Genomic DNA, 24,627 nt, shown 5'->3' on the forward strand with positions numbered 1-24,627 from the left:
AACGCACAATCCCAGACATGGACAACAAGAACCCCCACTTCATCTACGCCCAGCGCCGCGCGCGCCTCGCAGCCCAACTCGGCGCCGGCGGCATCGCCATCGTGCCCACTGCGCCCGGACAACAGCGCAACCGAGACAGCGATTTCCTGTTTCGCCACGACAGCTACTTCTATTACCTGACCGGCTTCACCGAGCCCAACGCCTGGCTGGTGCTCACGGCCGAAGGCGAAAGCACGCTGTTTTGCAACCCCAAAGACGCCGAGCGCGAAGTCTGGGACGGGCTGCGCCTCGGCCCCGAAGCCGCGCCTGGCGCGCTGGGCGTGACCGCTGCACTCTCCAGCACCGAGCTCGACACCCGCCTGCCCAAACTGCTGGAGAACCGCAGCGCGGTCTGGTACCCGTTTGCGACCCACCAAGGCTTGGCCGGACGGGTCAACGAATGGCTGCAACCGGTGCGCGCGCGGGTGCGCTTCGGCGCCATGTGCCCGGAGCAGCAGCGCGACCTCTGCGGACCACTCGATGAGATGCGCCTGATCAAGGACGAGCACGAACAAGACATCATGCGCCGCGCCGCGCAGATCAGTGCCAAGGCCCATATCCGGGCCATGCAGCGCAGTGCCAGCATGCTGCGCGCCGGGCAGGATGTGCGCGAGTACCACCTCGACGCAGAGCTGCTGCACGAATTCCGCCAACAAGGCTCGCAATACCCCGCCTACGGCAGCATCGTCGCCGCCGGCGCCAACGCCTGCATCCTGCATTACCGCGCCGATGCCGCACCGATCCGAGATGGCGAACTGGTGTTGATCGACGCCGGCTGCGAGCTCGACGGTTACGCCAGCGACATCACCCGCACCTTCCCCGCCAACGGCAAGTTCAGCGGCCCGCAGCGCACGCTGTACGACCTGGTCCTCGCTTCGCAAGAGGCCGCGGTGGCCGCGACCAAGGCCGGCGCCCGATTCAACGATCCGCACGACGCCACCGTCGCCGTGCTCGCGCAAGGCATGCTCGACATCGGCCTGCTCGACAAAAACAAGGTCGGCAACGCGCAGGACGTGATCGCCAACCGCAGCTATTTCCCCTTCTACATGCACCGCACCGGCCACTGGCTGGGGATGGACGTGCACGACTGCGGCAGCTACATCGAACCCAGCGAACTCGGTCAGGTGAAGGAGCGCAAAGATGCGTTGTCGGGCGAAACCATCAAGGACCGCCCGAGCCGCATTCTGAAAGCCGGGATGGTGCTCACCATTGAGCCCGGTCTGTATGTGCGTCCCACCGATGGCGTTCCAGAGCAATTCTGGAACATCGGCATCCGCATTGAAGACGACGCCATCGTGACCGAGACCGGCTGCGAACTCATCAGCCGCGGTGTACCGGTGACGGCCGATGAGATCGAAGCGTTGATGCGTGATTGACGCGCTTGTTGAAGCCCTGGGTCAGCGCACTGCGGTGTGCAGGGGCTGTTTCTGATCCGCGTCATTGAGCGTTTTCAGAAAAGCCAGCATCGCGCCCATGTCTTCCCCGGTCGGTTGCCAGCTGCCATCAAACGGTTTTCCCTGCACCACATTGGCATGGAACTTCGCAGGCAGGTCGTTGTAACGCGGGCTGCCAGCTCCATACCAGCGGGCCGGGTCGGTATCGCGGGTGAAGTGAAACCACACCGCTTCTTCCAGCGTAACCAGAGCACCGTTGTGAAAGTAGGGGGCACTGCGTTCGACGTTGCGCAGTGTGGGCGTCTTGAACTGCCCACAGTAACGGTCCGCAGCGGTCCCTGACGGCAGCTTGCGCCCGCTGCGGCACAAACCCAGATCATGGTCGGTGACATCGCTCAGGACGTTGCTGGCCATGGCATTCATGGGCACGCCCAGGGCGCGGAATCCGAAGTCGGTGAAGGCCGGCTTGTGCTCGGCAGACTGGCTGGTGTGGCAGGCCATGCAATTGCCCTGGTCGGGATTGTTGAAGATGGCCAGACCGCGCTTTTCCAGCGGCGTCAAAGAGACCACGCCTGTCAGGGCTTGGTCGAAGCGGCTGTCGAACAGGTTGTAGTCGTCGTCATCGCGCTGGTAAACCGCCAGCGCTTGAAGCACCCGCTGAAACAAGACGCCGTCCTTGTTCAGGTCATCGGCTGAATACCAAGCCTTGATTTTGGGGTAATAGTCCGCAGAACGCACCAGTTTCAGCAGCGCCTGCGGCTTTTCGGGCGAGCCTTCGAGCGCCATCTCGGCGTGCTCGAAAAACGGATCTTTGGCCTGATCATGACGGCTGTCCGCGCGACCGTCCCAGGTGAAGCCGCCCCAGGCGTTGCCCTGGGTATCCAGACGAAACGGCGGATTGGTGTTGAGATAGCGCACGGTCGGGCTCGAGCGTTTGCCCATCTGGTTCAGGGCTGCCCCCCCGACGGGCAAAAAAGTGCCAGGTATATCGGCATGACCGAACTCTTCCGCGTGGCAAGTCACACACGCCATCTGACCGCTGGCAGACAGGCGGGGATCCTTGAACAGGAATTCGCCCACCAGCACTTCATCCAGAGGCTCTTCAACAGGCGCCTGAGATGCCTTGACCGACTGCAGCGCGGGGGAAATGCCGGAATCCAGGGCGCAGGCGGTCAAACCCGTCAGCACGGTGGCCATCACACCAGACCAGATGGCAGGCATTGTTTTCATCAAATTCGCTTGTTTCAAAGAATCCTTTCTCAGGGACTGCGCGCTATCAAGTTCGCGGCGCGGCGTCCCTCTGGTTTCGGGGAACGCCCACTGTGGCCACCAAGTGTGGGCACAATGTGGAGGAATCGATCTCGAAGGTCACGCCCTGTTTTCAACGGTGACACCAGGTAACGGGCCGGCATATGGTCCATCGCCGTGTGAGTCCCGGCAAACAGGCAGTGCAAAGACGCACAGCGGCGTGAAGCCAGGCCTGGCGTCACCGACGTCGCGCCTGCCCATCGGTGTTGCGCTTCGCTTCTATACTGGCGCAGGCCACCACCACAGAAAGACCCGCCCATGAGCACCGAACGCGTTCTGTTTGCCTTTGTCATCGTGCTGGCGTTGACGCTCAACGTCGGCTTCATCGCGGGCGACATCAACGACATCAACCACCACAACGTCTACGAGCTTTTTGCGGCTCTGGTGGTGAGTCTGATCGCCACCGTGATGAAGTTTGGTGACCGTTCACCGTTGGGATCCAGCATGCTGGCCACCAGCCTGGTGGCCGATTTGCAGCTCATCGCAGCAGCCGCAGCCTGGGGGTTTTATGCATCAGGCGGCGCCGCGCTGACGATGCACCAGGGCGCTACCGTGGTGTCGCTGTCGATTGGCGCAGCTGTGGCCAATGTGGTCTCGGTGGTGTTGCTCATCATCGAGATGGCCAACCTGCGTCGATGAATCCGCGCCAATGATCACCCCCGGCAACCGCACCCGTCACGGCATTTTCATTCTGCTGCGCCGCTTGCGGCAGCCGCTGGTGGTGCTCATCAGCGTGTACGCGGTGGCGGTCGCAGGCTTCACGCTGATCCCCGGTGTGGCCCCCGATGGCCAGCCCTGGCGCATGAGTTTTCTGCACGCCTTCTATTTCGTCAGTTTCCTCGGCACCACCATCGGCCTGGGCGAAATCCCTTACCCCTTCACCGACCCGCAACGCTTGTGGGCAACCGCTTCGATCTATGGCACGGTGGTCGCGTGGCTGTATGGCATAGGCGCCCTGTTCGGCATTCTTCAGGACCCCCTGTTTCGCCGCATCCTGCATGAAAACGGCGTCGAGCGGGCGGTGCGCCGCATCCGCGAACCCTTCTACCTGATCTGCGGCTACGACGACACCGGCAGCCGCGTGGCGCGCGAGCTCGCCGAAGACGGCGCGCGCATGGTGGTGATCGACATCATCCCGGAGCGGGTCGATACCGTCGAAGTCGACGACCTCACTTTCAGCGTGCCCGCACTCACGGGCGATGCCAGCGATCCGATGTCGCTGGTGCTCGCCGGCCTCAGAAACCCGCATTGCGCCGGGGTGCTCGCACTCACCGGCAGCGACCAGATCAACATCAAGATCGCCCTCACGGCCCATTTGCTCAACCCCGACGTACAAGTGCTCTCGGCTGCCCGCGATCACGCTTTTCATGCCCGCATGGCCTCGGCGGGCGCCGATCACATCATCAACCCCTACGACCAGTTTGCCGAGCGGGTGGCCACCTCGATCCGGGCACCCAGCCTTCAGGTCATCTACAACGCGCTCACATTGCAGCATGGCACTGCCATGCATGCCCGCCCCGACCTGCCCAAAGGCCGCTGGCTGCTCTGCGGCTCCGGTTTGTTCACCCGCACCTTGCGGCGCCAACTGGAACGCCTGGAGATCGAAACCGTCATCATCGACCCGCAACTCACCGACGAAGAGATCGACAAACACAACCACCGTGGCGACCCCACCGACCCTGCCGTGTTGCGCGAAGCAGGCCTGGAAGACGCCACCGCCATCGTGGCCGGCACGGAAGTCGACGTGGACAACCTGGCCATCGCCCTGGCTGCACGGCCGATCAACAAGGCGCTTTTCATCGTGGCGCGGCAAAGCCAGCAACGCAACACACAAGTCTTCAAAGCCAGCCCGGCCCAGCTTGTGATGCTCAACGGCAACGTGGTCGCGGCCGAGGTCTTGCGGGTGATCCGGGCACCGCAACTGGCCACCTTCCTGCGCAAGGCGCGCGATGAAGACGAGGCCTGGGCAGAAGCCCTTTTGCTGCGCATGCGCGCCATCTTTGGCGATTCCGTTGTGGAGTCCTGGTCGCTGGACATCACGCCCTCGCAAGCCCGGGCGGTGTGCGCTGCTTTGACGCTAGGGGAGACGGTGGAGCTGCAGCAACTGATGGTTCGCCCCAATGGCAGCCAATACCTGGTTCGGGCGATTCCACTGCTGCTGCAGCGCGGCAAGGAGCGCATCTTGCTGCCCGATCTGCACACCCCCTTGCAGGAAGGCGACCACCTCCTGTGTTGCGGTCAGGACAAAGCCCGCGCCACCATGCGCCACAACGTCCTGGGCGTTGGCGTGCCAAAGGGCCCGGCCAACAAGTCGCTCTGGATGGCGCCGGCGCTGCCCCAGAAAGCGCTGTCTGAACGCGAAACCGACGACTCAGAAATGGGTCCACTGACCCAGGCAGACCAGATGTGAAATGTCTGCTCAGCCCTGCGGCGGGTTGATGACAGCAGCTGTCGGGGCTTGCGCTGATGCCATTCGCACGTCAAGCGTTCCCGAGCGGATATGCAAATCGCGCTGGGGAAACGGGATTTCAATGCCGCGCTGGTGCAGCTCGTCGTCAAGGGCCCACATGAGGTCGGCATGGGCAGAACCCGGGCGCGTGGTCAAAACCCGATCGGCCCAGATCACCAACTCGTAATTCACCGAGTTGTCGCCATAGGCCACCAGCCAGACGGTGCTCTTTTTCTTGTCGTTTTCCACGACGCCCGGAATGCGCTTGGACGCCGCGATGCCAGCCTCCCGCACCAGCTCCTTGGGCGTTCCATAGGCGACGCCAAAAGGAATGTGCATGCGCCGGTAAGCGTCGCCAAGGGTCCAGTTGACCACGCGACCATTGATGAATTCCGAGTTGGGCACCACCACGTCCAGCGCATCGTTGCTGGTGATGCGGGTGTAGCGCAATGCAATCTCGCTCACCTGTCCGCGCACGCCCGATTCCAGTTCCACAAAGTCACCCACCTTCAGGCTTCGCTCCATCAGAATAATCACCCCGGACACGAAGTTGCTCACCACGTGTTGCAAGCCAAAGCCCAGGCCAACGGCCAAGGCACTGCCCAGCAGGGCAATGCTGGTGAGATCGATACCCAGGTAATTCAACCCAATCAGGGTACCGACCACCCAGACAACGTAGCGCAGAAGACGGCTCAGCATCAGCAGGCTCGCATATTTCCAGGGCTCGTCGGCCGAGCGCCTGGCAATCACGCGCTGCACCGTGCGCTCCATCAGGCTCGCGCCCCACCACAGCGCCACGACGAAGACAATTGCCGTCAGCAACCCGCCTGCGGTCACGGCGCTGGAGCCGATGGAGAACAGGCTGCGATTCAGGTAAGAACCGAGGGTCTGTGCTGTATCTGGATTCATGTTCGGATCTCATGGGTGGCCCCGGGTGCGGGCCGGCTGGCTGCAACCCCGGGCGACGGACCTCAGCATGGAAAAGCGATGCGATTCAGGCTCCCAACCGCAATTCTGGACCAGAATTGGAGCGACAGGCGGCCTGCGTCATCAGGCCCAACCCACCTGCCTGCGCTCAACTTAGCCAACATGCCCAACATCCCCACCTCAGCCGCCGCCAGCACCACCCCCAGCGTGCTCTGCCTCACCATGAACCCTTCGGTTGACCTGGCCACCGACACGCCAAGGGTTCAGCCGACCCACAAGCTGCGGTGTGGCGACGCGGTGCACGACGCGGGAGGCGGCGGCATCAACGTGGCGCGGGTGATGCAGCGCCTGGGCGGCAGCTGTGAGTCGCTGTGCCCTGCAGGTGGTCCCGCAGGTCACTGGCTGGAGATGCGCATGGCAGAGGACGGCCTGAGCAACACCACCATCCCCATCGCCCAGGAAACCCGGGTGAGCTTCTGCGTGCATGAGACCGATACCGGCGAAGAGTTCCGGTTTGTGATGCCCGGCCCCTTGCTCTCGGAGAGCGAGTGGCGGGCCTGCCTGGACCACCTCGCACAGTTGCCCAGGTTTCCAGACTATCTGGTGGCCAGCGGCAGCTTGCCACCCGGGGTCCCCGCCGATTTTTATGCACGGCTGGCCCGCTTGTGCCGTGAACGTGGCGCCAAGCTGGTGCTCGACACCTCTGGCCCTGCGCTCCATGCAGCGCTGGCCGAAGGCGTTTTCCTCTGGAAACCCAACTTGAAAGAGCTCGGGGAGCTGTCAGGACACAGCGTTCAGACGCCCGGCGAATGGCAGGCCGCTGCCGTTCGGTGTGTGAACGAAGGAAAGGCCGAGGTCGTCGCGTTGACCATGGGCCATCTGGGCGCTTTGCTGGTGACCCGGGAAGGCCTTTGGAGCGCACCACCGCTCAAGATCCAGGTCGCCAGCGCGGTCGGCGCCGGCGACAGCTTTGTCGGCGGCATGGTCTGGGGTCTGCAGCGCGGCTTGCCTTTGCCCGAGGCCTTCGCCTGGGGCGTGGCGGCGGGCTCTGCTGCGCTGATGTCGGTCACCACCGGATTGTCCCGGCTCGAAGACGCTCAGGTGTTGCATCCCCAAGTCCAATTGTCAGCCCTCATCAACGCCCTCGGCGGTTAATGCCCACCGGTGCTCCAGTCCGTGCCTGAGCCCCACCCCGCCGGATCGGGCAACAGGGTACCTGCGACGACGGGACCGGGGCCTCGATCATTCTTTTGCGCAGGAACCCGGCAATGGCGCTTTCTTTCGAAAAATGTCATAACTGCCTCACCCCCCCTGTGGACAGTCGCAGGTGTTCGAACACACCTCTTCAGATTTAGAATGCGCAATCGGTTTTCACATTACAAAAGTCACAGCGACGCCAACTGGAGACAATCACCATGGGCAATGAACAAAGCCAAGAAAACAAACGGGCCGAACTCAAGCGAGCCGCCCTCGATTACCACGAGTTCCCAACGCCCGGCAAACTGGCCATCGCGGCCACCAAGACACTGACCAACCAGCATGAGCTGGGGCTGGCTTACTCGCCCGGCGTGGCCGCTCCCTGCGAAGAAATCGTTGCCGATCCGGCCAACGCTTTCCGCTACACCAGCCGCGGCAACCTGGTGGCGGTCATCACCAACGGCACCGCCGTGCTCGGCTTGGGCGATATCGGTCCGCTGGCGGCCAAGCCTGTGATGGAAGGCAAGGCGGTACTCTTCAAAAAGTTCGCCGGTGTCGACGTGTTCGACATCGAGATCAACGAGAAAGACCCGGCCAGGCTGGTCGAAATCATCGCATCGCTCGAGCCCACGTTTGGCGCCATCAACCTGGAAGACATCAAGGCTCCCGACTGCTTCTACGTTGAACGCGAACTGCGCAACCGCATGAAGATCCCGGTCTTCCACGATGACCAGCACGGCACCGCGATCACGGTTGCGGCGGCCATGGTCAACGGCCTGAAAGTGGCGGGGAAGGACATCGGGCAGGTCAAGCTGGTGACCTCGGGTGCAGGCGCGGCCGCGCTGGCCTGCCTGAACCTGTTGCTCAAGGTGGGTTTGAAACGCGAAAACGTGTTCGTCACCGATCTGGCTGGTGTGGTCTATGAAGGTCGCACCGAGCTGATGGACGAAGACAAGATCTATTACGCGCAGAAAACCGACGCCCGCACGCTGAAAGAAGTGATCGCCGGAGCCGACGTGTTCCTGGGCCTGTCCGCCGGGGGCGTGCTCAAACCCGACATGGTGGCCAGCATGGCTCCGCGCCCGGTGATTTTTGCGCTGGCCAACCCTAACCCCGAGATCTCGCCCGAAGATGCCCATGCGGTACGCGACGACATCATCATGGCCACCGGGCGCAGCGACTACCCGAACCAGGTCAACAACGTTCTCTGCTTCCCCTACATCTTCCGCGGCGCGCTCGACGCGGGCGCCTCGACCATCACCGATGAGATGGAAATCGCAGCGGTACACGCCATCGCTGACCTGGCGCAGGCCGAACAAAGTGAAGTCGTTGCGGCTGCCTACGCAGGCGAGAAACTGGCGTTCGGCCCGGAGTATCTGATACCCAAACCGTTCGATCCGCGACTGATGATGAAGATCGCGCCAGCGGTGGCGAAAGCCGCTGCAGACAGTGGCGTCGCCTTGCGGCCCATCACCGACATGGAGGCCTACAAACAGAAGTTGCAGAGCTTTGTGCTGGCCTCGGGCACCATCATGAAGCCCATCTACGCTGCCGCCAAAATGGCCAGTCGCAAACGGGTCGTCTACGCCGAGGGCGAAGAAGAACGGGTGCTGCGGGCCTGCCAGATCGTGGTCGACGAAGGCCTCGCCCGCCCCACTCTCATTGGTCGCCCGGCCATCATCGCGCAACGCATCGAGAAATTCGGCCTGCGCCTCAAGGAGGAGCTGGACTACGACGTGGTCAATGTCGAGCAAGACCACCGCTACCGCGACTTCTGGCAGACCTACCACCAGATGACCCAGCGCAAGGGCGTCACGGTGCAACTGGCCAAAATAGAAATGCGCCGCCGACTGACTTTGATCGGCGCCATGCTGGTGCACAAAGGCGAAGTCGACGGCATGATCTGCGGCACCTGGGGCGGCACCCACAACCACCTCGAATACATCGACCAGGTCATTGGCAAACGGGTTGGTGGCTGCGCACGCACAGAGCAAGATGTGCGCGTTTACGCCTGCATGAACGGCCTGATGCTGCCCGGGCGCCAGGTGTTTCTCGTGGACACCCATGTCAATTACGATCCCACTGCAGAAGAACTGAGCGAAATCACGGTCATGGCCGCAGAAGAGATGGTGCGGTTTGGACTGCAGCCCAAAGTGGCGTTGCTGTCACATTCCAACTTCGGCTCTTCCAACCAACCCAGCGCCATCAAAATGCGCCGCACGTTGGAGCTGCTGCGGGTGCAGGCGCCCTGGCTCGAGGTGGACGGCGAAATGCACGGTGACGTGGCGCTCGACGCCGATGCACGCCGTTCTTTGCTGCCCGGGTCGCCACTCAAGGGCGATGCCAATTTGCTGGTGCTGCCCAACATCGACGCGGCAAACATCGCCTACAACCTGCTCAAAACCGCCGCCGGTGGCAACATTGCCATCGGGCCTGTGTTGCTCGGCGCCGCAAAACCTGTGCACATTCTCACGGCCAGCGCCACAGTGCGCCGTATTGTGAACATGACAGCCCTGACGGTTGCAGAGGCCAACGTGCAGAGTGAAGAGCTATAGAAATAGCAAGCGCTAACTTTTATTCCGTTTTCCGCAGTGCAGCATTGCCTACTAATTCAGCAACTGCTTGCTTTTTTTAAACGCATGGTGCACACTAGCGCCCTTGATTCACAGGGTTAACCCGCCCCGATTGAGCTCAACAAAGTTTACTTTTGTATGACCTCTTGAGGCGGGTTCATCGCATCAAGACTGGGACTTTCATGGATCTGAAACGGATCCGGACAATCAAGGGAATGGGCACCGGCCGCCGCGTTTTGACGCTGGCGACATTGGTTTTGGCTGCAGTCGGCACCTACCTGGTGCAGGACCAAACGCCAGCGACAACCCCCCTGTATTGCCCGGCTCAGCGGTTGCCTCGTTGGCGGTTGCTGGCTTACCGGCTCAGGGCAATGAAGTCTTGGTCATGATTCGGCAAGGTGGGCCTTTCCGGTACGAAAAAGATGGCACGGTGTTTGGCAACCGGGAGCGTTTGCTCCCCAGCCAGAAACGGGGTTACTACCGGGAGTACACGGTGCCCACACCAGGGTTGAGTCATCGGGGAGCGCGCCGCATCGTATGCGGCGGCCAACAGCCCAAGCGGCCCGATGCATGTTTTTATACCGACGACCACTACAGCAGCTTTCGGTTGATTGTGGAGTGAGTCGGCGGTAGAGAAGAGAGTTTGATCTTTAACTTTGACTGTAGAAAGAGACGCGGAGATGGACACGCCACTTCGTAACGTAAAACCCAATATCGTTCAGTCGATTCGCGCCCACGGCGTGAAAGACCTGCAGGCTTCGGCCGAGCAGCTGGGTCACCATTTCCTGTATGCCAACCTGGCCAAAGCCCAGAGCAAGCAGGACGTGCTGGAATTGATCGCAGCGCAATACACCTTGCCACCGCATTTCGGCAAGAATTTCGACGCGCTCTACGACTGCATGACCGATCTGGTGCACAAGTCGGGCCCGCAGACCGGCTTCATCGTCGTGCTGGAGCATATTCCTGCCCATGCCAAATTCGACAAAGAGGCGCGCGAGCAACTGCTGGATATCTTCCGCGACACGGCCGACTATTGGCACGACCGCAAGATTCCCTTCCGCTGCTTCTACTCGTTCTCCGTGGCGCGCTCGCCCAAGGGTGAAACGCAGATCGAAGTCGACAACGAAGAGCCCATGCCCACGGACAAGATCCTGGACGTGAGCCCAATGGCGTTGCGCATGAGCAGCCCGTTCAACGCAGGTTATTGGCTGAACGCTGCCTGACGATTGGGTCCGCCTCCGCGCCGCGCCTGCGGCGCGTCACCCCCTCAAAGGGGCAATGCAGGTGGACCGACCAAGCCGGATCCACGGCTTCCTCGATTTGAAAAAGCCGCTGCCATGGCAGCGGCTTTTTTGCGCCTGCGGGGTTATGGAATCAGGGCACAACGGAACCGGATGTGCGGCTCCCACAGGGGGCGTGATGCCGAAAGCGGGGGGTGTTATTTCTGTACGGCCTGAGCCAAGGACACGTATTCGTGCACGGGCACTTCTTCGGCCCGGCGCTGCAAGTCAAACTCACCAGTGAAGCCTTGTTCGTCCAGCCAGCGGCCAAGGGTGTTGCGCAGAATTTTTCGACGCTGGCTAAACGCCACCTGCACCATCTGACCGTAGCGCTGCAAATCAATTGCAGGTGGTTCGGCAAGGGGCACCATGCGCACGATGGCACTGTCCACCCGCGGAGGGGGATCAAAACTCTCTGGCGGCACAAATAGCACGTTCTCCATCGCATACCGCCATTGCAGCATCACGCTCAAACGGCTGTAATCACCCGTGGAAGGGGCCGCGACCATTCGGTCGATCACCTCTTTTTGCAGCATGAAGTGCTGATCCTGCACAACCGCCACATGATCCAGCAAATGAAACAGGATAGGCGTCGATATGTTGTATGGCAAATTGCCCACGACCCGGATTTTCCCAGGCGTCAAGCGCTCAGCCAGCGCTGAAAAATCGACTTTCAGCACATCAGATTCGACCACATCAAGCTGCGGCTGTTCACGCAAGCGAACCGCCAGATCCCGGTCAAGCTCGATCACGGTGAGTTGACCCAGGCGCTCAACCAGCGGGCGGGTCAAGGCGGCCAGGCCGGGGCCGATTTCGATCATCACATCGCCCGCCTGAGGGGCAATCTCACTCACGATGGCTTCAATCACCAGCGCATCTTTGAGAAAATGCTGACCGAATCGCTTGCGCGCGATGTGCTTCATTTCAAACCTGAGAATTTAGGCGGCAAGCCGGTCACGGGCGAGGGGGGTCACGGAATTCAACGTAGGCACGCGCACGCACATTTTGGGCCCAGATCTGCAAGGCCTCTTCAGCCTTCTGGTCGCGCAGCACATTGCGCACAGCTTCGCGTTGTTGCTCGGTCGTCATGGCAACCTGCTCGCGGTTGTCCAGGCGAATCAAATGCACGCCAAAACGGGAAACCGTCGGCTGTGACAATTCACCCGGCGACAGCCGGTCCATCACCGCTTCAAACTCCGGCACAAACTGCCCTGGCGCAACCCAGCCAAGGTCTCCGCCTTGGCTGGCTGAGCCATCCTGGCTGAATTGGCGCGCCAGCGACTCAAACGTCGCCTGCCCCTTGATCACCTTTTCCCGCATATCGGCCAGGCGCGCGATAGCCGCCTCCTGGCTCAACTGCGGACCCACCCGGAGAAGGATGTGGCTCGTGCGGGTTTTCACCACCATCAACTCGGGGGCCACGCTTTGGCGGCGGTCATCCACCTTGAGTACATGCCAACCCGCCGGGCTTCTAAATGGCTCAGACACGCCCCCCACGGGCAACCCCTTGGTGGACTGAACAAACAGGGTGGGCAACTGACTGGCCGTTCGCCAGCCAAATGATCCACCAGTCGCACCCTCCGGTGCGTCGGAAACCTCACGTGCCAGAGCGGCAAAATCTTCACCCGACCTTGCACGAGCGGCAACCGACTGGGCCTTGGCTTGAGCGCTTTGAGCCGTTTCCGCGTCGACGGACTCCGGCACTTTGATCAACACATGGCGCAGCAAGGTCTCGCCGCCTTCAGGGTTGCGCGCATTGAGCTCCTCAATGTGTCGATCGATCTCTGCATTGTTCACGCGCACGCGCTCGGTCTCACGATCGCGCACCTTTCGGAGCAACAGCTGGCTGCGCAACTCGTTGCGGAAACGGTTGAGATCCATGCCCTGCGCAACAATTCGCTGCCTGAATGCCTCCAGCCCGAGCTGGTTTTGGGCTGCCAGCGCCTGCTCGGCCTGGGCCAGTGCTGCGTCGTCCACCGACAGCCCCAACTCGGCTGCATCTTGCAGTTGCGCCCGCTCGGAAACCAGCAACTCCAGGACCCGTTGAGCCAGCTCATCGCGGGGTGGCAACGCCGTACCTTGCTGCGTCATTTGCTGTTCGATACGCAGCAGGCGCTGGCGCACCTCGTTGTTGGTGACCGGCTCAGAATTGACCAGGGCCACGATGTAATCCACCGTCCGGCCATCAACCTGCGAAGCGACGGTACCGACGTCGGTATTCAGCGAGGCGCTCAGGCGCAAGGGCTGGGCCACAGCCGAAAGGCTCAGAGCACAGCCAGCGGCCAGAAGTGGCCAGAGAATTTTGCGTACAGCAAGTGTCATGGAGTCAGGTCGTCAGTCGTACTGGGGGAAGCGGCTGGGCGGGCTCACTTCTTCCCGCAAATAGCGGTAGCGGGGGATATTGGCCTGCAAGGTCTGCAACGAACTGGCACCCAGGCGTGAAAGACCGTTGAATTCAAGCTGGAACAACACGCGCTGGTTCGCTTCGGTGGTGCTGGTCTGCAAACGCTCCATCACCACCCGGCCCAGCCAGCAACCGGCATCGTATTCGAAGCCAGCGACCAGATCCAGCACCTTGCTGTCAGGAATGCTGTAATTGATGCGACCCACGGAGTACCACTGGTTTGGACCCAGGGCACGCCCCGGCAGCGGCTCAGATGCCCCACCCCAAAGCGCTGCGAGCGGCCACTGCCAGCCCAGATCAACCTGCTCGCTCACGCCCCGCTGAATGCGGTACGCAGCGCTGATCACCCGGTAGGGGCCAGGCGTATATCGGCCCCCCAAGGTGGAACGAGCGCTCGTATTGCTCTTGGGGTTGTATTGAAAAGTCGAATCGAATGACCAAAGCGGATCCCACTGCACCCGTGCCGCAAGCAGCATGTCACTGATGCGCTCGGTCACAGCCGTTCCACCCGGCAATGTCACGTTTTGATCGGTCAGAAAGTAGCGCTGAGCCAGCCCCAGCCTCACCACCTCGGAACCTGTGCCAGGGTCAAGCAAGCGGGAGTTCAGTCCCAAGGTCACGGCTTTCATGTCAGCTATGCGGTCGTTGCCGTTGAACGCATTGGTCGAAAACATGGTGGCCAGGTTGAAATCTCGCGAACCTGAATCGTAATTGGGCAAATCCAGCTGATCGCGGTACGGCGTCCAGGTGAAAAAGGCCCTTGGCTCCAGCGTCTGCGTGTAGTCCTTGCCAAAAAACTGGGTAGGCCGTTCAAAAACCAGTCCACTATCGAGACTGACCGTGGGCACGATGCGCGACGCAGCGGTATCGTCTTCGCCATCGAGTCCAGTGGTCTGGTACTGGGTCATGTGCAGTTGCGCTGCAGGCTGGACAAACCATCCTGGCGCTTGCCAACGACGCGTCAATCCACCGACCATGAGCGTCCGGTCGCCGCCGACCTTCAAACCGGCTCCATCCACATCAACCGAACGCTGGAAGCGTGTGAAGTTGGTTTGCAGCGTCACATCCCAGTCAGGCGAACCCAAGATGGTCTGCCCCAACTGTTCGTAGTTCACGCCCAGCACTGGCAAACGGTCATAAGGTGGCGTAAAGGGCGCCTCGGCATCTTGCAAGGCCTGCCATTTATAGGCGCCGGCTCCCACCGACCAGGGCCCTCGAGTCCAGCCAAGGGTCACATCATTCGGCAGCAGACGGGAGGTCAGAGAGGTCAAAGAACGAGGGAAATCACGCCAATAGTTGTCGTCGCTGACCTGATTGAGGCGCAGATTGAGCCCCAGTCCACTGCCCCCTCCGATCGCTCCGGTCAGGTACTGCCCGTGTCCCCAGGAATAGGCCCAACGGTCGGTATCGCGCAATTTGTCGGAGGGCATATAGGCGCCCTTGAACGTACCGGTATACGAGGGCTCCAGGTAGCGAAACTCCGCGCCCAGATCGACTCCCCGCTTGCTCATGACCGTGGGCACAAGGGTCGCGTCAAAGTTCGGTGCGAGGTTCAGGTAATAAGGCGCCGAGACCTCAAACCCGCTGGTGCTGTCGATATTGATGGAAGGAGGCAGAGCACCTGACTTGCGCTTGTCCGACAACGGGAACGTGAGGTAGGGCGCCCCCAGGATGGGCACACCTTTGAATTCCAGCACACCCCCTTTGGCTGTGCCTACATCTTCTTTGGTATCCAGTTCGATGCTGGAAGCGCGAATCATCCAGTCGGGCATCCATTTGCTGCCGGGTACCCGCTCACAGGTGGAATATTCGCCGTTTTCCACGACCATGTTGTCGCGATCGATGAAATCAATGCGCGAGGCGTTGCCAGTGGCCCCGTTTTTCAGCAACTCGTATTCGGGTTGCTCGAAGTAACCTTTCGAGGTCTCCACGTTGAGTTGCAATTCAGGCCCGGTGAACCGGTCGCCATTGCGGTTGATCAACACGTTGCCAGTCGCCTTGAGATCGCTGGACTGCTGGTCGAACTCAACCTTGTCGGCTCGAATGACCAGGTCGTGGCGACGCACCTCCACTTCACCCTCGAACTCGCTGAACGTTTTACCCTTGTTCTCCATGCTCTGGCTGCGCACAAAGGTTGGCAACGCATTGTTCTCGCTGACAGGCAGGGCTTCCTGCAACCCGCCATCGGCCTTGAGACCCATCGCGCCTGCGTCGGCATTGCTCGCTGATTCCTGCGCCCAGGCCGTAGTCTGCGAAGTCACCGAACCCAACGCCAGTGCAGCCAGGGCACCGTAGACGGCAATGGACAGGCGGGTCGGCTGAGGCAGATTCGACATTCCGGGCAGAACCGGGAAGTTAGGCATGCGGGCAAGCTGCGGCAGCGGAGCCGGCTTGGGCAAACGCCTCAGCCCCCCGGACAGGCGGTGTCGGGAAGCTTTAAACGGGTATTTGGCAGGTTTCATCAAGGCGGTGTAAGGCAAAACGGCCGTCTCTGAAGGCTAGGAATTCGACCACTTGCAGCATATCAGCAGGGCCACGGACCGCGCACGACCGCCTAGCGCGCCGCCGCAGTGAATTTGTAGAATCTCAAGCAATTATCCTACGCCCACCGCCCAACGATGCGAATGGGCGCCAACCCTCTCCCTATGACCATCCCCAACACCGCCGTGAACTGGCCCGATCCGCAGCGCGAAGCCGCGTTCAACCAGTGGATGGCCCGCCAGACTGGCCCTCAAGGCCTCATCCCCGACAGCCTGCGCCCGGCCTCTGCCGACGCGAGTTTTCGCCGCTACCTGCGGCTCGACACCACCGATGGCGGTACGCGCATCATCATGGATGCACCGCCGGAGAAGGAAAACTGCAAACCCTTCGTCGAAGTCGCCCAGCTGATGAAAGACGCGGGTTTGCTGGTGCCCGACATCCTGGCCTGGGACGAGCCGCAGGGCTTCATGTTGTTGCCCGATCTGGGCCAGCAAACCTGGATGGAGCAGATTCAGCCCGAAACGCCTCAAGCCAACTTTGAGCGCTACATGCAGGCCACCGACACGCTGCTGGCCTGGCAGCTCGCCTCCAAGCCAGGCGTGCTGCCGGCCTACGACGAACCGCTGCTGCGCCGTGAACTGCAACTGTTCCCCGACTGGTATCTGCAGCAACACAAGGGCGTCACGCCCGACACAGAAGAATCCGCCACCCTGCAAAAGACCTTCGACACCATCATCCAGCGCAACCTGGCCGCGCCCAGCGTCTATGTGCACCGCGACTTCATGCCGCGCAACCTGATGATCCCGGCCCAGCCCGGCGCAACGCCGGCGCAGCAGCTTGGCGTGCTAGATTTCCAAGACGCGGTTTACGGCCCCATCACCTATGACATCGCCAGCCTGATGCGCGATGCCTTTCTCAGCTGGGAGGAAGGCTTCGTGCTGGAAGTCACCATCCGCTATTGGGAAAAAGCGCGCAAAGCCGGTCTGATGGACTTTGAAGACTGGCATGGCGACTTTGGTGCCTTCTACCGCGCCGTGGAATGGATGGGCCTGCAGCGCCACCTCAAGGTGGCCGGCATCTTCGCCCGCCTGACCCTACGCGACGGCAAACCCAAATACCTGGCCGACGCGCCGCGCTTCATCCACTACATTCGCCACGCCGCCGGTCGCTACCGGGAACTCGGCCCGTTCCTGCGTTACCTCGACAAGGTCGAAGGCCTGGAGGCCGCTTCGGGCTACGCCTTCGGCCGCGTCTGACCCGCGAACCACCACCATGCCCCGTTTCCACTGCCCTGTACCGCTCACCCTCGGCGCCGAGATCGATCTGCCCGCCACCGTCGCGCGCCACGTGCAGGTACTGCGCCTGCAACCCGGCGGCGTGATCACACTGTTCAACGGCGAAGGCGGTGAACACGGCGCCACCATCCTGCGCATGGGTCGCTCTGACGTGGCCGTGCGCATCGACACCCACCATGACGTTGAACGCGAGCCCGCCCGCGCCGTGCACCTCGCCGTCGGCATGCCGGCCAACGACCGCATGGACTGGCTGGTGGAAAAAGCCACCGAACTCGGCGTGGCCAGCATCCAGCCGCTGCACACCGCGCACAGCGTGCTGCGCCTCAACGGCGAACGCGCCACCAAAAAACAGGCCCACTGGCAGCAAGTGGCCGTGGCGGCCTGCGAGCAATGCGGCGGCAACCGGGTACCCGTGATTCACCCGGTGCGCGATCTCTCGTCGTGGCTGGCATCGTCCGGCGCAATGGCAGGGTTGCGCAGCGTGCTGTCGCTCGCTGAGGGCAGCCAGGGCATGGCCGCCTTGATCCAGCAAACGCCAGAGAGTGAAACCATCGCCTTCCTCAGCGGGCCCGAAGGCGGCTTGTCGACGCAGGAAGACACCGCCGCGCGCGCTGCGGGCTGGCTGCCGGTGACACTGGGCGTACGGGTGCTGAGGGCCGAAACCGCCGCCCTGTCGGCCCTGGTTCGCGCCTTGGGCTGAGCCTGCTCCAGCGGCCAACGGTCGCGCCCATGTGGCACTGCGGCGCCCTTGCTGATGCAGCGCCGTAAGATCATCGGAATCCTTTTTCGACCGCACACCCCATGCCCACCACCGCCGACGTCCGCATCCGCAGCACCCGCCCGCTGATCTCCCCCGCCATTCTGGAAGACGAACTGCCGCTGAGCGACGCCGCCGCGGCGAGCGTCAACGCCGCGCGCCGCGCCGTGGCCCGCGTGGTCACCGGCGAAGACGACCGCTTGCTGGCCATCGTCGGGCCTTGCTCGGTGCACGACCCGGTGGCGGCGCTGGAATACGCGCGGCGCCTGGCGCCGCTGGCGCAGCGCCTGGCGCCCGATCTGCTGGTGGTCATGCGCGTGTATTTCGAGAAGCCGCGCACGGTGGTCGGCTGGAAAGGCCTGATCAACGACCCCGCGCTGGATGGCAGCTTTCAGATCAACCGAGGCCTGCGCCTTGCGCGCCAGTTGCTGCTCGACGTGACCGAAGTCGGCCTGCCGATCGCCACCGAATTCCTCGACACGACCCTGGGCCAGTACTACGCCGATCTGGTCAGCTGGGGCGCCATCGGCGCGCGCACGGTGGAAAGCCAGATCCACCGCGAACTGGCCTCCGGTCTGTCCATGCCGGTGGGTTTCAAAAACCGCACCGATGGCGATTTGCAAGTCGCTGTGGACGCCATTCTGTCGGCGCAACATCCCCACTGCTTCCCCTCGCTCACCCACCAGGGCGCGCCTGCGGTGCTGACCACCTCCGGCAACGAACACGGCCATCTGGTGTTGCGCGGCGGCAGCCGCGTGGGGCCCAACTTTGAAGCGCCGCACATTGCCGAAGCGAAGGCTTTGTTAAAGCAAGCCGGTGCGCCCGAGGCCATCCTGGTGGACTGCAGCCACGCCAACAGCGGCAAGCGCTTTGACCGGCAGCCGGCGGTGGCCGGCAACGTGGCGCAACAAATCGCGGGCGGCGAAAAAGCCATCATTGGCGTGATGTTGGAAAGCCATCTGGTGGGCGGCACCCAGAAAGTGGAGCCCGGCAAGCCGCTGACCTACGGCCAAAGCATCACCGACGGGTGTCTGGCGTTTGACGATGTGGTGCCGGTGCTGGAAGGCCTGGCCGAGGCCGTGCGCGCAAGGCGCGGCTGAGCGCCGTGGTCAGGCTGTCTGCTCGTACATGGGCTTGTCTTCGTTGAGACGAATCCAGCCTTTGACCACGCGGTAGATGAACCACAGGAAGTTCGCGCCGAGCACGAAGAATCCCACAAAGACAAACAACAACGCCACACCCACCACGCTCCACAGCATTGCAAACCAGAAGGTGCGGATCTGCCAACGGAAATGGCTCTCGAGGAAGGTGCCAGCCACTTCGTCTTTCTTGACGTAGTTCATCACGATGGCCACCAGGCAGGTCACGCCCACCAGGATCGATGCGGCATACAGCACATAAATGATGGTGGTGACCTGCTTGTCGACGTCGGATGCGTCGGCCCGCGGGGTATTTGATTCAACGGGAAGGTTCATGGCGATGGTGGTGAATGGTTTGCAAACCTGGGCGCTTGCTGTCTGATGACTATACCCATGCACACCGTCGAAGACACGCATCCGCGCGACGGGCGTGAATCAGGTCACAGGCGCCGGATTAAACAGCACCAGGGCGTTGTGCAGCTTCCAGTGCTCGGCCCAGGTCCGTTTGCCGCTGGCCACGTCGAGCAACAACTGGAACAGCTCCTGCCCGACCTCTTCGATGGTGGCTTCCCCGCTGGCGATGCGCCCGGCGTTGATGTCCATCAGATCGTGCCAGCGGCGTGCGAGATCGTTGCGCGTGGCCACCTTGATCACCGGGCATTCGGCCAGGCCATAAGGCGTTCCCCGGCCGGTGGTGAACACATGCAGGTTCATGCCGGCGGCAAGCTGCAGCGTGCCACAGATGAAATCGCTGGCCGGCGTGGCGGCAAAGATCAGGCCCTTTTGGGTGACCTTTTCGCCCGGTGAAATGACGCCGTGGATCGGGCCCGAGCCGCTCTTGACAATGGAGCCCATGGCCTTTTCCACGATGTTGGACAAGCCGCCCTTTTTGTTGCCGGGCGTGGTGTTGGCGCTGCGGTCGACCATGCCCTTGCTCAAATAGGCGTCGTACCAGGCCATTTCGCGCACCATGGCGTTGGCCACCTCGGTTGATGCGGCGCGGGTGGTGAGCAGGTCGATGCCGTCTCGCACCTCGGTCACTTCGCTGAACATCACCGTGGCGCCGGCACGCACCAGCAGATCGGTGGCATGGCCCACGGCCGGATTGGCGGTGACGCCGGAGAACGCATCGCTGCCGCCACACTGCACGCCGACAACCAAGTCGGACGCCGGGCAGGTTTCGCGCTGGCGTGTGTTGAGGCGTTCCAGGTGCACCTTTGCCTGGGTCAGGATGCTGTCGACCATGGACATGAAACCCACGTGTTTTTCGTCCTGCAGCAACACCACGTCCTGCGCTTCACCGCGCTGGTCGGCAATCGGAATCGAACCCGGTGGCAACAGGCGCTCAGGCTGCAGCTTCTCGCAGCCCAGGCTCAGCACCATGACTTCGCCACCGAAGTTGGGGTTGCTGGCGATGTTGCGCAGGGTGCGGATGGGGATGATGGCGTCGGGTGCGTCGATAGCCACGCCGCAGCCGTAGGTGTGCTCCAGCCCGACCACGCCGTCCACGTTGGGGTACTTGGGCAGCAGCTCGCTGCGGATGCGCTCAACGGCGACATCGAGCACACCGGCCACGCATTGCACCGTGGTCGTGATCGCCAGCAAATTGCGCGTGCCCACGCTGCCGTCGGCGTTGCGGTAGCCCTGAAACGTATGGCCATGCAGCGGCGGCAATTCGGCTGGCGGGTTGGCCGCGGGCAGGCCTTCCAGTGATCGCGCTTCGGGCATCAGCAAGCGTTGCTCGTTGACCCAGCCGCCCGCGGGGATGTCCACCGCCGTGTGGCCAATGACCACGTTGTAGCGGCGCACCTCGCTGCCCTTCGGCAAGGCTTGCAACGCCACCTTGTGGCCTTGGGGAAGGCGCTCCACCAAAGTCAGACCGTCCGGACTCACAGCGCCCACGGAGGCACCACCGTCGTTGGCCACAATGGCCACGTTGTCCGCCGGGTGCATGCGGATGGTGAAAGCAGCGGCTCCTGCAGCGGTGTTCATGCGGTGATTTCGATCCAGTTGGGGTTTTGGCCCATGGGCAAACGCTGTTGCAGCGTCAGCGCTGCGGTGGTCGCATCGATGGCGTAGCGGCTCAAATGGTGCGAGACCTGGCCCACGGCAAGCAGAGTCTGGCCATCGGGCGTGATCGCAAAGCCGCGCGGTTCGGCCTCGGTACCGGTCTGGCGGAGCAGCGTCATCGCGCCGTTGCTGGCATCCAGCGCAAACGCCGTGAGGGTGCTGCTGCGGCGTTCGCTGGTGAAGAGGAACCGGCCATCGGGCGTGAGGTGCATGTCGGCCGCCCAAGGCTCGCCAGCGAAGTTGGCCGGCAGCGACGCGATGGTTTGCTGGTGTTCCAAAGTGCCAGCTTCGGGATCAAAGGTGAACCGGTCCACCGTGGCGTCCAGCTCGTTGAGCAGGTAGACCCAGCGCCCGTTCGGATGGAAACGCAGGTGGCGCGGGCCAGCGCCCGGCCGGGCCTGCCACGCGGCGGGCGTGTTGGGGGTCAGGGCGCCGGTGGCGGCGTCGAAGTGGAACTGCAGCACCTGACCGCCGCCCAGGCTGGTCGCCAACACGTGGCGGTTGGACGGCGTGGCGAAGATGCAATGGGCGTGCCGGCCCGTCGGCACTTGCTGTTGAACTTGTTCAACCTGACCATCCGCGCCGATGGGGCTCACACTCAACAGGTCGCTGGGATAGGAGGCCGCAAACAGAAAGCGGCCGGTGGCGTCGGTCGAGATGTAGGCCATGCTGCCCGGCAACGCGGCTTCGCCCCGCTTGCTCAAGGCGCCGCTGGTGCGGTCGATGCCCAAGGTGATCGCCGCCATGGGTTCGCTGCGCCGCGCCACATAGAGCCAGCGACCGCAAGGGCTTTGGGCCATGGGCATGAGGGTGCCGCCGAGCGTCAGGGTGTGCAGCGTGGTCAGTTGCCCATCGGCGGCCATGCCGAGGGTGTGGATGTCACCGCTGTCGGCGTGGGAAACAAAGATAAAGGTCGGCTTCATGGATTCGGTTGTTGTGTGGATGGAGTGGGCGGTTCATATCGACTGAGGAACGCCCTCGGCGCGCGCCGAGGCGAGCACCGCTTCGATCACGCGCATCACGCCCAGGGCAGAACGCCCGCTGACCGCTGGCGCGCAGCCTGCGCGCATGGCGTGAAGAAAATCAGTGATGACCGCGCGGTGCGCAGCATGGTCAAAGGCCATGGGGTCGGCGCCACCGCCGTTACCACCACCACCGCCCGCTTGTATCTCGGTGCCGTCGATCAGGCGCACGTTGAGCTCGCCCGATGTCAGCGTGGCGGTGCCCCGCGTGCCATTGATTTCGATGCGCTCGGGGTAGCCCGGAAACGCGGCGGTGGTGGCTTGCACAACGGCCGTGGCGCCGTTGTCGAAGTGCAGCAGCGCACTGGCCGCGTCTTCGCATTCCATGTGGTGCACAGCGCTGGTGCTGGCGCTGCCGCTCACCCGATGGGGCATACCGGTGAACGTCAGCAGCAGATCCAGCGTGTGGATGGCTTGCGTCATCAGCACACCACCGCCGTCGCGCGCCAAGGTGCCGCGGCCTGGCACGTCGTAGTAACTCTGGGGGCGCCACCAGCGCACGAAAGCCCCCGCGCTCACGATCTCGCCCAAGGCGCCCGACTGCAGCAAGCGCGCCAGCTCCAGCGCGCCTTCGCGCAAGCGGTGTTGCAACATCACCGTCAGCAACACGCCGGCCGCTTCGCAGGTTTCAACAAGTTCGCGGGCGAGGTCGAATCGGGTTTCCAGCGGCTTTTCGACCAGCACATGTTTGCCCGCGCGGGCCGCCAGGCGGGCGAAATGCAGATGGGTGTCGGGCGGCGTGAGGATGAGCACGGCATCCACGCCAGGGTCGTTGAAAACGTCGTCTGCCTGCGTGGTGGCGCGGGCCCCAGCCGGCAGCTTGGCCGCCGGCATTCGCGCCAGGTCGCGCCCGAGCACCCAGACCACTGCCGCCTCGTCCGCCAGATCGGCGAGGCTTCGAAAGTGCGGCGCCGAACCCAGGCCTGCGCCGATCACGGCAAGCTTCAGCGGGACAAGATCGGGCGTGTTCATGCGAAAGACCTGCGGGAAGGAATCAGTAGCGCACCGGCAGAAACGTCCAGTCGGCGTCGACCTTGCGCATTTCCACCTCATCATCGCGATCGGTCAGACCAAAGTCGAGGTAGGCCTGGTGCGCGCGTTGCAAAGCGTGTTGGTTCAGGGTGATGCCAAGGCCGGGTTCGCGCGAGACGCGCACGCAACCGCCTTCGATCGCCATCGGGCCACCCACGAGCAGATCGTCTGTCTGCCAAGGGTAGTGGGTGTCACAGGCGTAGGTCAGTGCAGGCGTGGCAGCCGCCAGATGGGTCATCGCAGCCAGCGAGATGCCGGCATGGCTGTTGGAGTGCATGGACAAGCCGCGTCCAAAGGTGGATGCCACGCGGCTCAGTTCAAGTGTGGCGCGCAAACCGCCCCAGAAGTGGTGGTCGGTGAGGATGATGTCTTCGCTGTGTGCGGCAACGCTGCCCGGGATGTCGTTGTACGAGGTGGTGCACATGTTGGTGGCAAAAGGCATGGCCAGTTGCTGGCGCAGTTGGGCCATGCCGTCTTGCCCGCGCACCGGGTCTTCGTAGTATTCGAGCACGCCTTCCAGGCGCTTCCCGCAACGCAAGGCGGTCTCTGGCGTCCACGCGCCATTCGGATCGATGCGCAGAGGCATGTCGGGACCGAACGCTTCGCGCAGGGCCAGGATGGTGTCGACCTCCAGATCGGGGTCCAGAATGCCGGCCTTGAGCTTGATGGATTCAAAGCCAAAAGCCTCGACCATGCCGCGCGCCTGGGCCACGATGCCGGCCGGGTCCAATGCTGCGCGCTGCCGTGCTGCGGCCCAGCCGGTGGCCGCGGGAGCGGTGCCGAAACCAAGCTCGCCGCCCGCGCCTTCGTATTTGAAAAACAGGTAGGCCGAGTAGGGCACTTGCTCGCGCACCACGCCACCGAGCAGATCGACCACGGGACGGCCCACAGCTTGACCCATCAGGTCAAAGCAGGCCACTTCGATGGCGCTGTAGACATGGTTGATGCGCGCGGTTTCCCAGGGGCGGGTGTTCTTGAACTCGCTGGTACCGCCATCGCCGAAGTGGTTGATCAGGGTCTGCTTGATCTGGTTGAGTTGAAACGGGTCGCACCCGATCAGATCGGGGATGGCATCGCGCAGCATCTGCAGCGTCACCTTCCCGCCGGGGATCTCGCCCAGGCCCACCCGACCGTCATCCGTCACGAGCTCGACGATGGTGCGCAGGGCAAACGGAGCATGCAGACCGGCCGCGTTGAGCAGGGGCGGGTCGCCGATCGCGATCGGCGTGACCCGCATTTCAATGATCTTCATTCAACGGC

19 protein-coding genes and 1 pseudogene are annotated in these 24,627 nt (G+C 62.7%); 10 read left to right on the forward strand and 10 right to left on the reverse strand.

Annotation, left to right across the window (positions count from 1 at the left end):
• Positions 1 to 17: 17 nt before the first annotated feature.
• Positions 18 to 1,415 (forward strand): aminopeptidase P N-terminal domain-containing protein, encoded by a 1,398-nt coding sequence (locus LPB072_RS22600; protein ID WP_066096504.1) that lies wholly within the window; start codon positions 18 to 20, stop codon positions 1,413 to 1,415.
• Positions 1,416 to 1,436: 21 nt separating this feature from the next.
• On the opposite strand, the gene LPB072_RS22605 is transcribed toward LPB072_RS22600, so the two are convergent.
• Positions 1,437 to 2,663 (reverse strand): cytochrome-c peroxidase, encoded by a 1,227-nt coding sequence (locus tag LPB072_RS22605; protein WP_066096509.1) that lies wholly within the window; start codon positions 2,661 to 2,663, stop codon positions 1,437 to 1,439.
• A 336-nt stretch (positions 2,664 to 2,999) separates the two neighbouring features.
• Between LPB072_RS22605 and LPB072_RS22610 the strand changes: the two genes are divergently transcribed.
• Positions 3,000 to 3,380: a DUF6394 family protein gene (locus tag LPB072_RS22610; RefSeq protein ID WP_066096512.1), complete on the forward strand. Its 381-nt coding sequence runs from the start codon at positions 3,000 to 3,002 to the stop codon at positions 3,378 to 3,380.
• A gap of 10 nt (positions 3,381 to 3,390) precedes the next feature.
• Positions 3,391 to 5,151, forward strand: a complete 1,761-nt coding sequence (locus LPB072_RS22615) for a potassium channel family protein (protein ID WP_066096514.1) — start codon at positions 3,391 to 3,393, stop codon at positions 5,149 to 5,151.
• Between the two features lie 9 nt (positions 5,152 to 5,160).
• On the opposite strand, the gene LPB072_RS22620 is transcribed toward LPB072_RS22615, so the two are convergent.
• Positions 5,161 to 6,099, reverse strand: a complete 939-nt coding sequence (locus LPB072_RS22620) for a mechanosensitive ion channel family protein (RefSeq protein ID WP_066096516.1) — start codon at positions 6,097 to 6,099, stop codon at positions 5,161 to 5,163.
• 180 nt (positions 6,100 to 6,279) lie between these two features.
• On the opposite strand from LPB072_RS22620, the gene LPB072_RS22625 reads away from it, so the two are divergent.
• The 4 genes and pseudogenes from LPB072_RS22625 to LPB072_RS22640 form a co-directional block, all read left to right on the forward strand.
• The gene (locus LPB072_RS22625; protein ID WP_066096519.1) at positions 6,280 to 7,272 is read left to right on the forward strand and encodes a 1-phosphofructokinase family hexose kinase; all 993 of its coding nucleotides are present in this window, start codon (positions 6,280 to 6,282) and stop codon (positions 7,270 to 7,272) included.
• 260 nt (positions 7,273 to 7,532) lie between these two features.
• On the forward strand, positions 7,533 to 9,869 hold the full coding sequence (locus tag LPB072_RS22630; protein WP_066096522.1) for an NADP-dependent malic enzyme: 2,337 nt from the start codon (positions 7,533 to 7,535) through the stop codon (positions 9,867 to 9,869).
• 334 nt (positions 9,870 to 10,203) lie between these two features.
• Positions 10,204 to 10,509: a ribonuclease domain-containing protein gene (locus LPB072_RS23615; RefSeq protein WP_070263942.1), complete on the forward strand. Its 306-nt coding sequence runs from the start codon at positions 10,204 to 10,206 to the stop codon at positions 10,507 to 10,509.
• Positions 10,510 to 10,567: 58 nt separating this feature from the next.
• Positions 10,568 to 10,963 (forward strand): annotated as a pseudogene (locus LPB072_RS22640) (barstar family protein); the annotation flags it as partial.
• Between the two features lie 362 nt (positions 10,964 to 11,325).
• Here LPB072_RS22640 and rsmA read toward each other — a convergent pair.
• From rsmA to LPB072_RS22655, 3 genes are read right to left on the reverse strand one after another with little or no spacing between them, the layout of a single operon-like run.
• Positions 11,326 to 12,090 (reverse strand): 16S rRNA (adenine(1518)-N(6)/adenine(1519)-N(6))-dimethyltransferase RsmA, encoded by a 765-nt coding sequence (rsmA, locus tag LPB072_RS22645; RefSeq protein ID WP_066096531.1) that lies wholly within the window; start codon positions 12,088 to 12,090, stop codon positions 11,326 to 11,328.
• 31 nt (positions 12,091 to 12,121) lie between these two features.
• Positions 12,122 to 13,489 (reverse strand): peptidylprolyl isomerase, encoded by a 1,368-nt coding sequence (locus LPB072_RS22650; protein ID WP_066096536.1) that lies wholly within the window; start codon positions 13,487 to 13,489, stop codon positions 12,122 to 12,124.
• Positions 13,490 to 13,501: 12 nt separating this feature from the next.
• On the reverse strand, positions 13,502 to 15,907 hold the full coding sequence (locus LPB072_RS22655; RefSeq protein ID WP_066096538.1) for an LPS-assembly protein LptD: 2,406 nt from the start codon (positions 15,905 to 15,907) through the stop codon (positions 13,502 to 13,504).
• A 309-nt stretch (positions 15,908 to 16,216) separates the two neighbouring features.
• Between LPB072_RS22655 and LPB072_RS22660 the strand changes: the two genes are divergently transcribed.
• From LPB072_RS22660 to LPB072_RS22670, 3 genes are all read left to right on the forward strand, one after another.
• On the forward strand, positions 16,217 to 17,308 hold the full coding sequence (locus tag LPB072_RS22660) for an aminoglycoside phosphotransferase family protein (RefSeq protein ID WP_082877182.1): 1,092 nt from the start codon (positions 16,217 to 16,219) through the stop codon (positions 17,306 to 17,308).
• A 16-nt stretch (positions 17,309 to 17,324) separates the two neighbouring features.
• Complete coding sequence (locus LPB072_RS22665) at positions 17,325 to 18,047, forward strand: 16S rRNA (uracil(1498)-N(3))-methyltransferase (RefSeq protein ID WP_066096544.1); 723 nt, start codon at positions 17,325 to 17,327, stop codon at positions 18,045 to 18,047.
• 101 nt (positions 18,048 to 18,148) lie between these two features.
• Positions 18,149 to 19,204, forward strand: coding sequence for a 3-deoxy-7-phosphoheptulonate synthase (locus LPB072_RS22670; RefSeq protein WP_066096548.1), 1,056 nt, complete (start codon positions 18,149 to 18,151; stop codon positions 19,202 to 19,204).
• Positions 19,205 to 19,213: 9 nt separating this feature from the next.
• Here the strand turns inward: LPB072_RS22670 and LPB072_RS22675 are convergent, their stop codons facing one another.
• The 5 genes from LPB072_RS22675 to LPB072_RS22695 form a co-directional block, all read right to left on the reverse strand.
• Positions 19,214 to 19,579 carry a DUF4870 family protein gene (locus LPB072_RS22675; RefSeq protein WP_066096552.1) on the reverse strand — a complete coding sequence of 122 codons (366 nt, stop codon included), beginning with the start codon at positions 19,577 to 19,579 and terminating at the stop codon, positions 19,214 to 19,216.
• A gap of 99 nt (positions 19,580 to 19,678) precedes the next feature.
• On the reverse strand, positions 19,679 to 21,235 hold the full coding sequence (gene garD, locus LPB072_RS22680) for a galactarate dehydratase (RefSeq protein WP_066096556.1): 1,557 nt from the start codon (positions 21,233 to 21,235) through the stop codon (positions 19,679 to 19,681).
• Positions 21,232 to 22,236 (reverse strand): lactonase family protein, encoded by a 1,005-nt coding sequence (locus LPB072_RS22685; RefSeq protein WP_066096559.1) that lies wholly within the window; start codon positions 22,234 to 22,236, stop codon positions 21,232 to 21,234. Before LPB072_RS22685 ends, garD begins: the two co-directional genes overlap by 4 nt.
• A gap of 33 nt (positions 22,237 to 22,269) precedes the next feature.
• Positions 22,270 to 23,307 (reverse strand): Gfo/Idh/MocA family protein, encoded by a 1,038-nt coding sequence (locus LPB072_RS22690; protein ID WP_066096561.1) that lies wholly within the window; start codon positions 23,305 to 23,307, stop codon positions 22,270 to 22,272.
• Positions 23,308 to 23,329: 22 nt separating this feature from the next.
• The gene (locus tag LPB072_RS22695; protein ID WP_066096564.1) at positions 23,330 to 24,619 is read right to left on the reverse strand and encodes an enolase C-terminal domain-like protein; all 1,290 of its coding nucleotides are present in this window, start codon (positions 24,617 to 24,619) and stop codon (positions 23,330 to 23,332) included.
• Positions 24,620 to 24,627 lie beyond the last annotated feature (8 nt).

The sequence above is a fragment of the Hydrogenophaga crassostreae genome, from assembly GCF_001761385.1.
Taxonomy (GTDB): Bacteria; Pseudomonadota; Gammaproteobacteria; order Burkholderiales; family Burkholderiaceae_C; genus Hydrogenophaga; species Hydrogenophaga crassostreae.

Bases quoted from the DNA above. Each gene is read 5' to 3' on its own strand.
- LPB072_RS22600 (WP_066096504.1), top strand. From the start codon at position 18: ATGGACAACAAGAACCCCCACTTCATCTACGCCCAGCGCCGCGCGCGC.
- LPB072_RS22605 (WP_066096509.1), bottom strand. From the start codon at position 2,663: ATGAAAACAATGCCTGCCATCTGGTCTGGTGTGATGGCCACCGTGCTG.
- LPB072_RS22610 (WP_066096512.1), top strand. From the start codon at position 3,000: ATGAGCACCGAACGCGTTCTGTTTGCCTTTGTCATCGTGCTGGCGTTG.
- LPB072_RS22615 (WP_066096514.1), top strand. From the start codon at position 3,391: ATGATCACCCCCGGCAACCGCACCCGTCACGGCATTTTCATTCTGCTG.
- LPB072_RS22620 (WP_066096516.1), bottom strand. From the start codon at position 6,099: ATGAATCCAGATACAGCACAGACCCTCGGTTCTTACCTGAATCGCAGC.
- LPB072_RS22625 (WP_066096519.1), top strand. From the start codon at position 6,280: ATGCCCAACATCCCCACCTCAGCCGCCGCCAGCACCACCCCCAGCGTG.
- LPB072_RS22630 (WP_066096522.1), top strand. From the start codon at position 7,533: ATGGGCAATGAACAAAGCCAAGAAAACAAACGGGCCGAACTCAAGCGA.
- rsmA (WP_066096531.1), bottom strand. From the start codon at position 12,090: ATGAAGCACATCGCGCGCAAGCGATTCGGTCAGCATTTTCTCAAAGAT.
- LPB072_RS22650 (WP_066096536.1), bottom strand. From the start codon at position 13,489: ATGACACTTGCTGTACGCAAAATTCTCTGGCCACTTCTGGCCGCTGGC.
- LPB072_RS22655 (WP_066096538.1), bottom strand. From the start codon at position 15,907: ATGTCGAATCTGCCTCAGCCGACCCGCCTGTCCATTGCCGTCTACGGT.
- LPB072_RS22660 (WP_082877182.1), top strand. From the start codon at position 16,217: ATGACCATCCCCAACACCGCCGTGAACTGGCCCGATCCGCAGCGCGAA.
- LPB072_RS22665 (WP_066096544.1), top strand. From the start codon at position 17,325: ATGCCCCGTTTCCACTGCCCTGTACCGCTCACCCTCGGCGCCGAGATC.
- LPB072_RS22670 (WP_066096548.1), top strand. From the start codon at position 18,149: ATGCCCACCACCGCCGACGTCCGCATCCGCAGCACCCGCCCGCTGATC.
- LPB072_RS22675 (WP_066096552.1), bottom strand. From the start codon at position 19,579: ATGAACCTTCCCGTTGAATCAAATACCCCGCGGGCCGACGCATCCGAC.
- garD (WP_066096556.1), bottom strand. From the start codon at position 21,235: ATGAACACCGCTGCAGGAGCCGCTGCTTTCACCATCCGCATGCACCCG.
- LPB072_RS22685 (WP_066096559.1), bottom strand. From the start codon at position 22,236: ATGAAGCCGACCTTTATCTTTGTTTCCCACGCCGACAGCGGTGACATC.
- LPB072_RS22690 (WP_066096561.1), bottom strand. From the start codon at position 23,307: ATGAACACGCCCGATCTTGTCCCGCTGAAGCTTGCCGTGATCGGCGCA.
- LPB072_RS22695 (WP_066096564.1), bottom strand. From the start codon at position 24,619: ATGAAGATCATTGAAATGCGGGTCACGCCGATCGCGATCGGCGACCCG.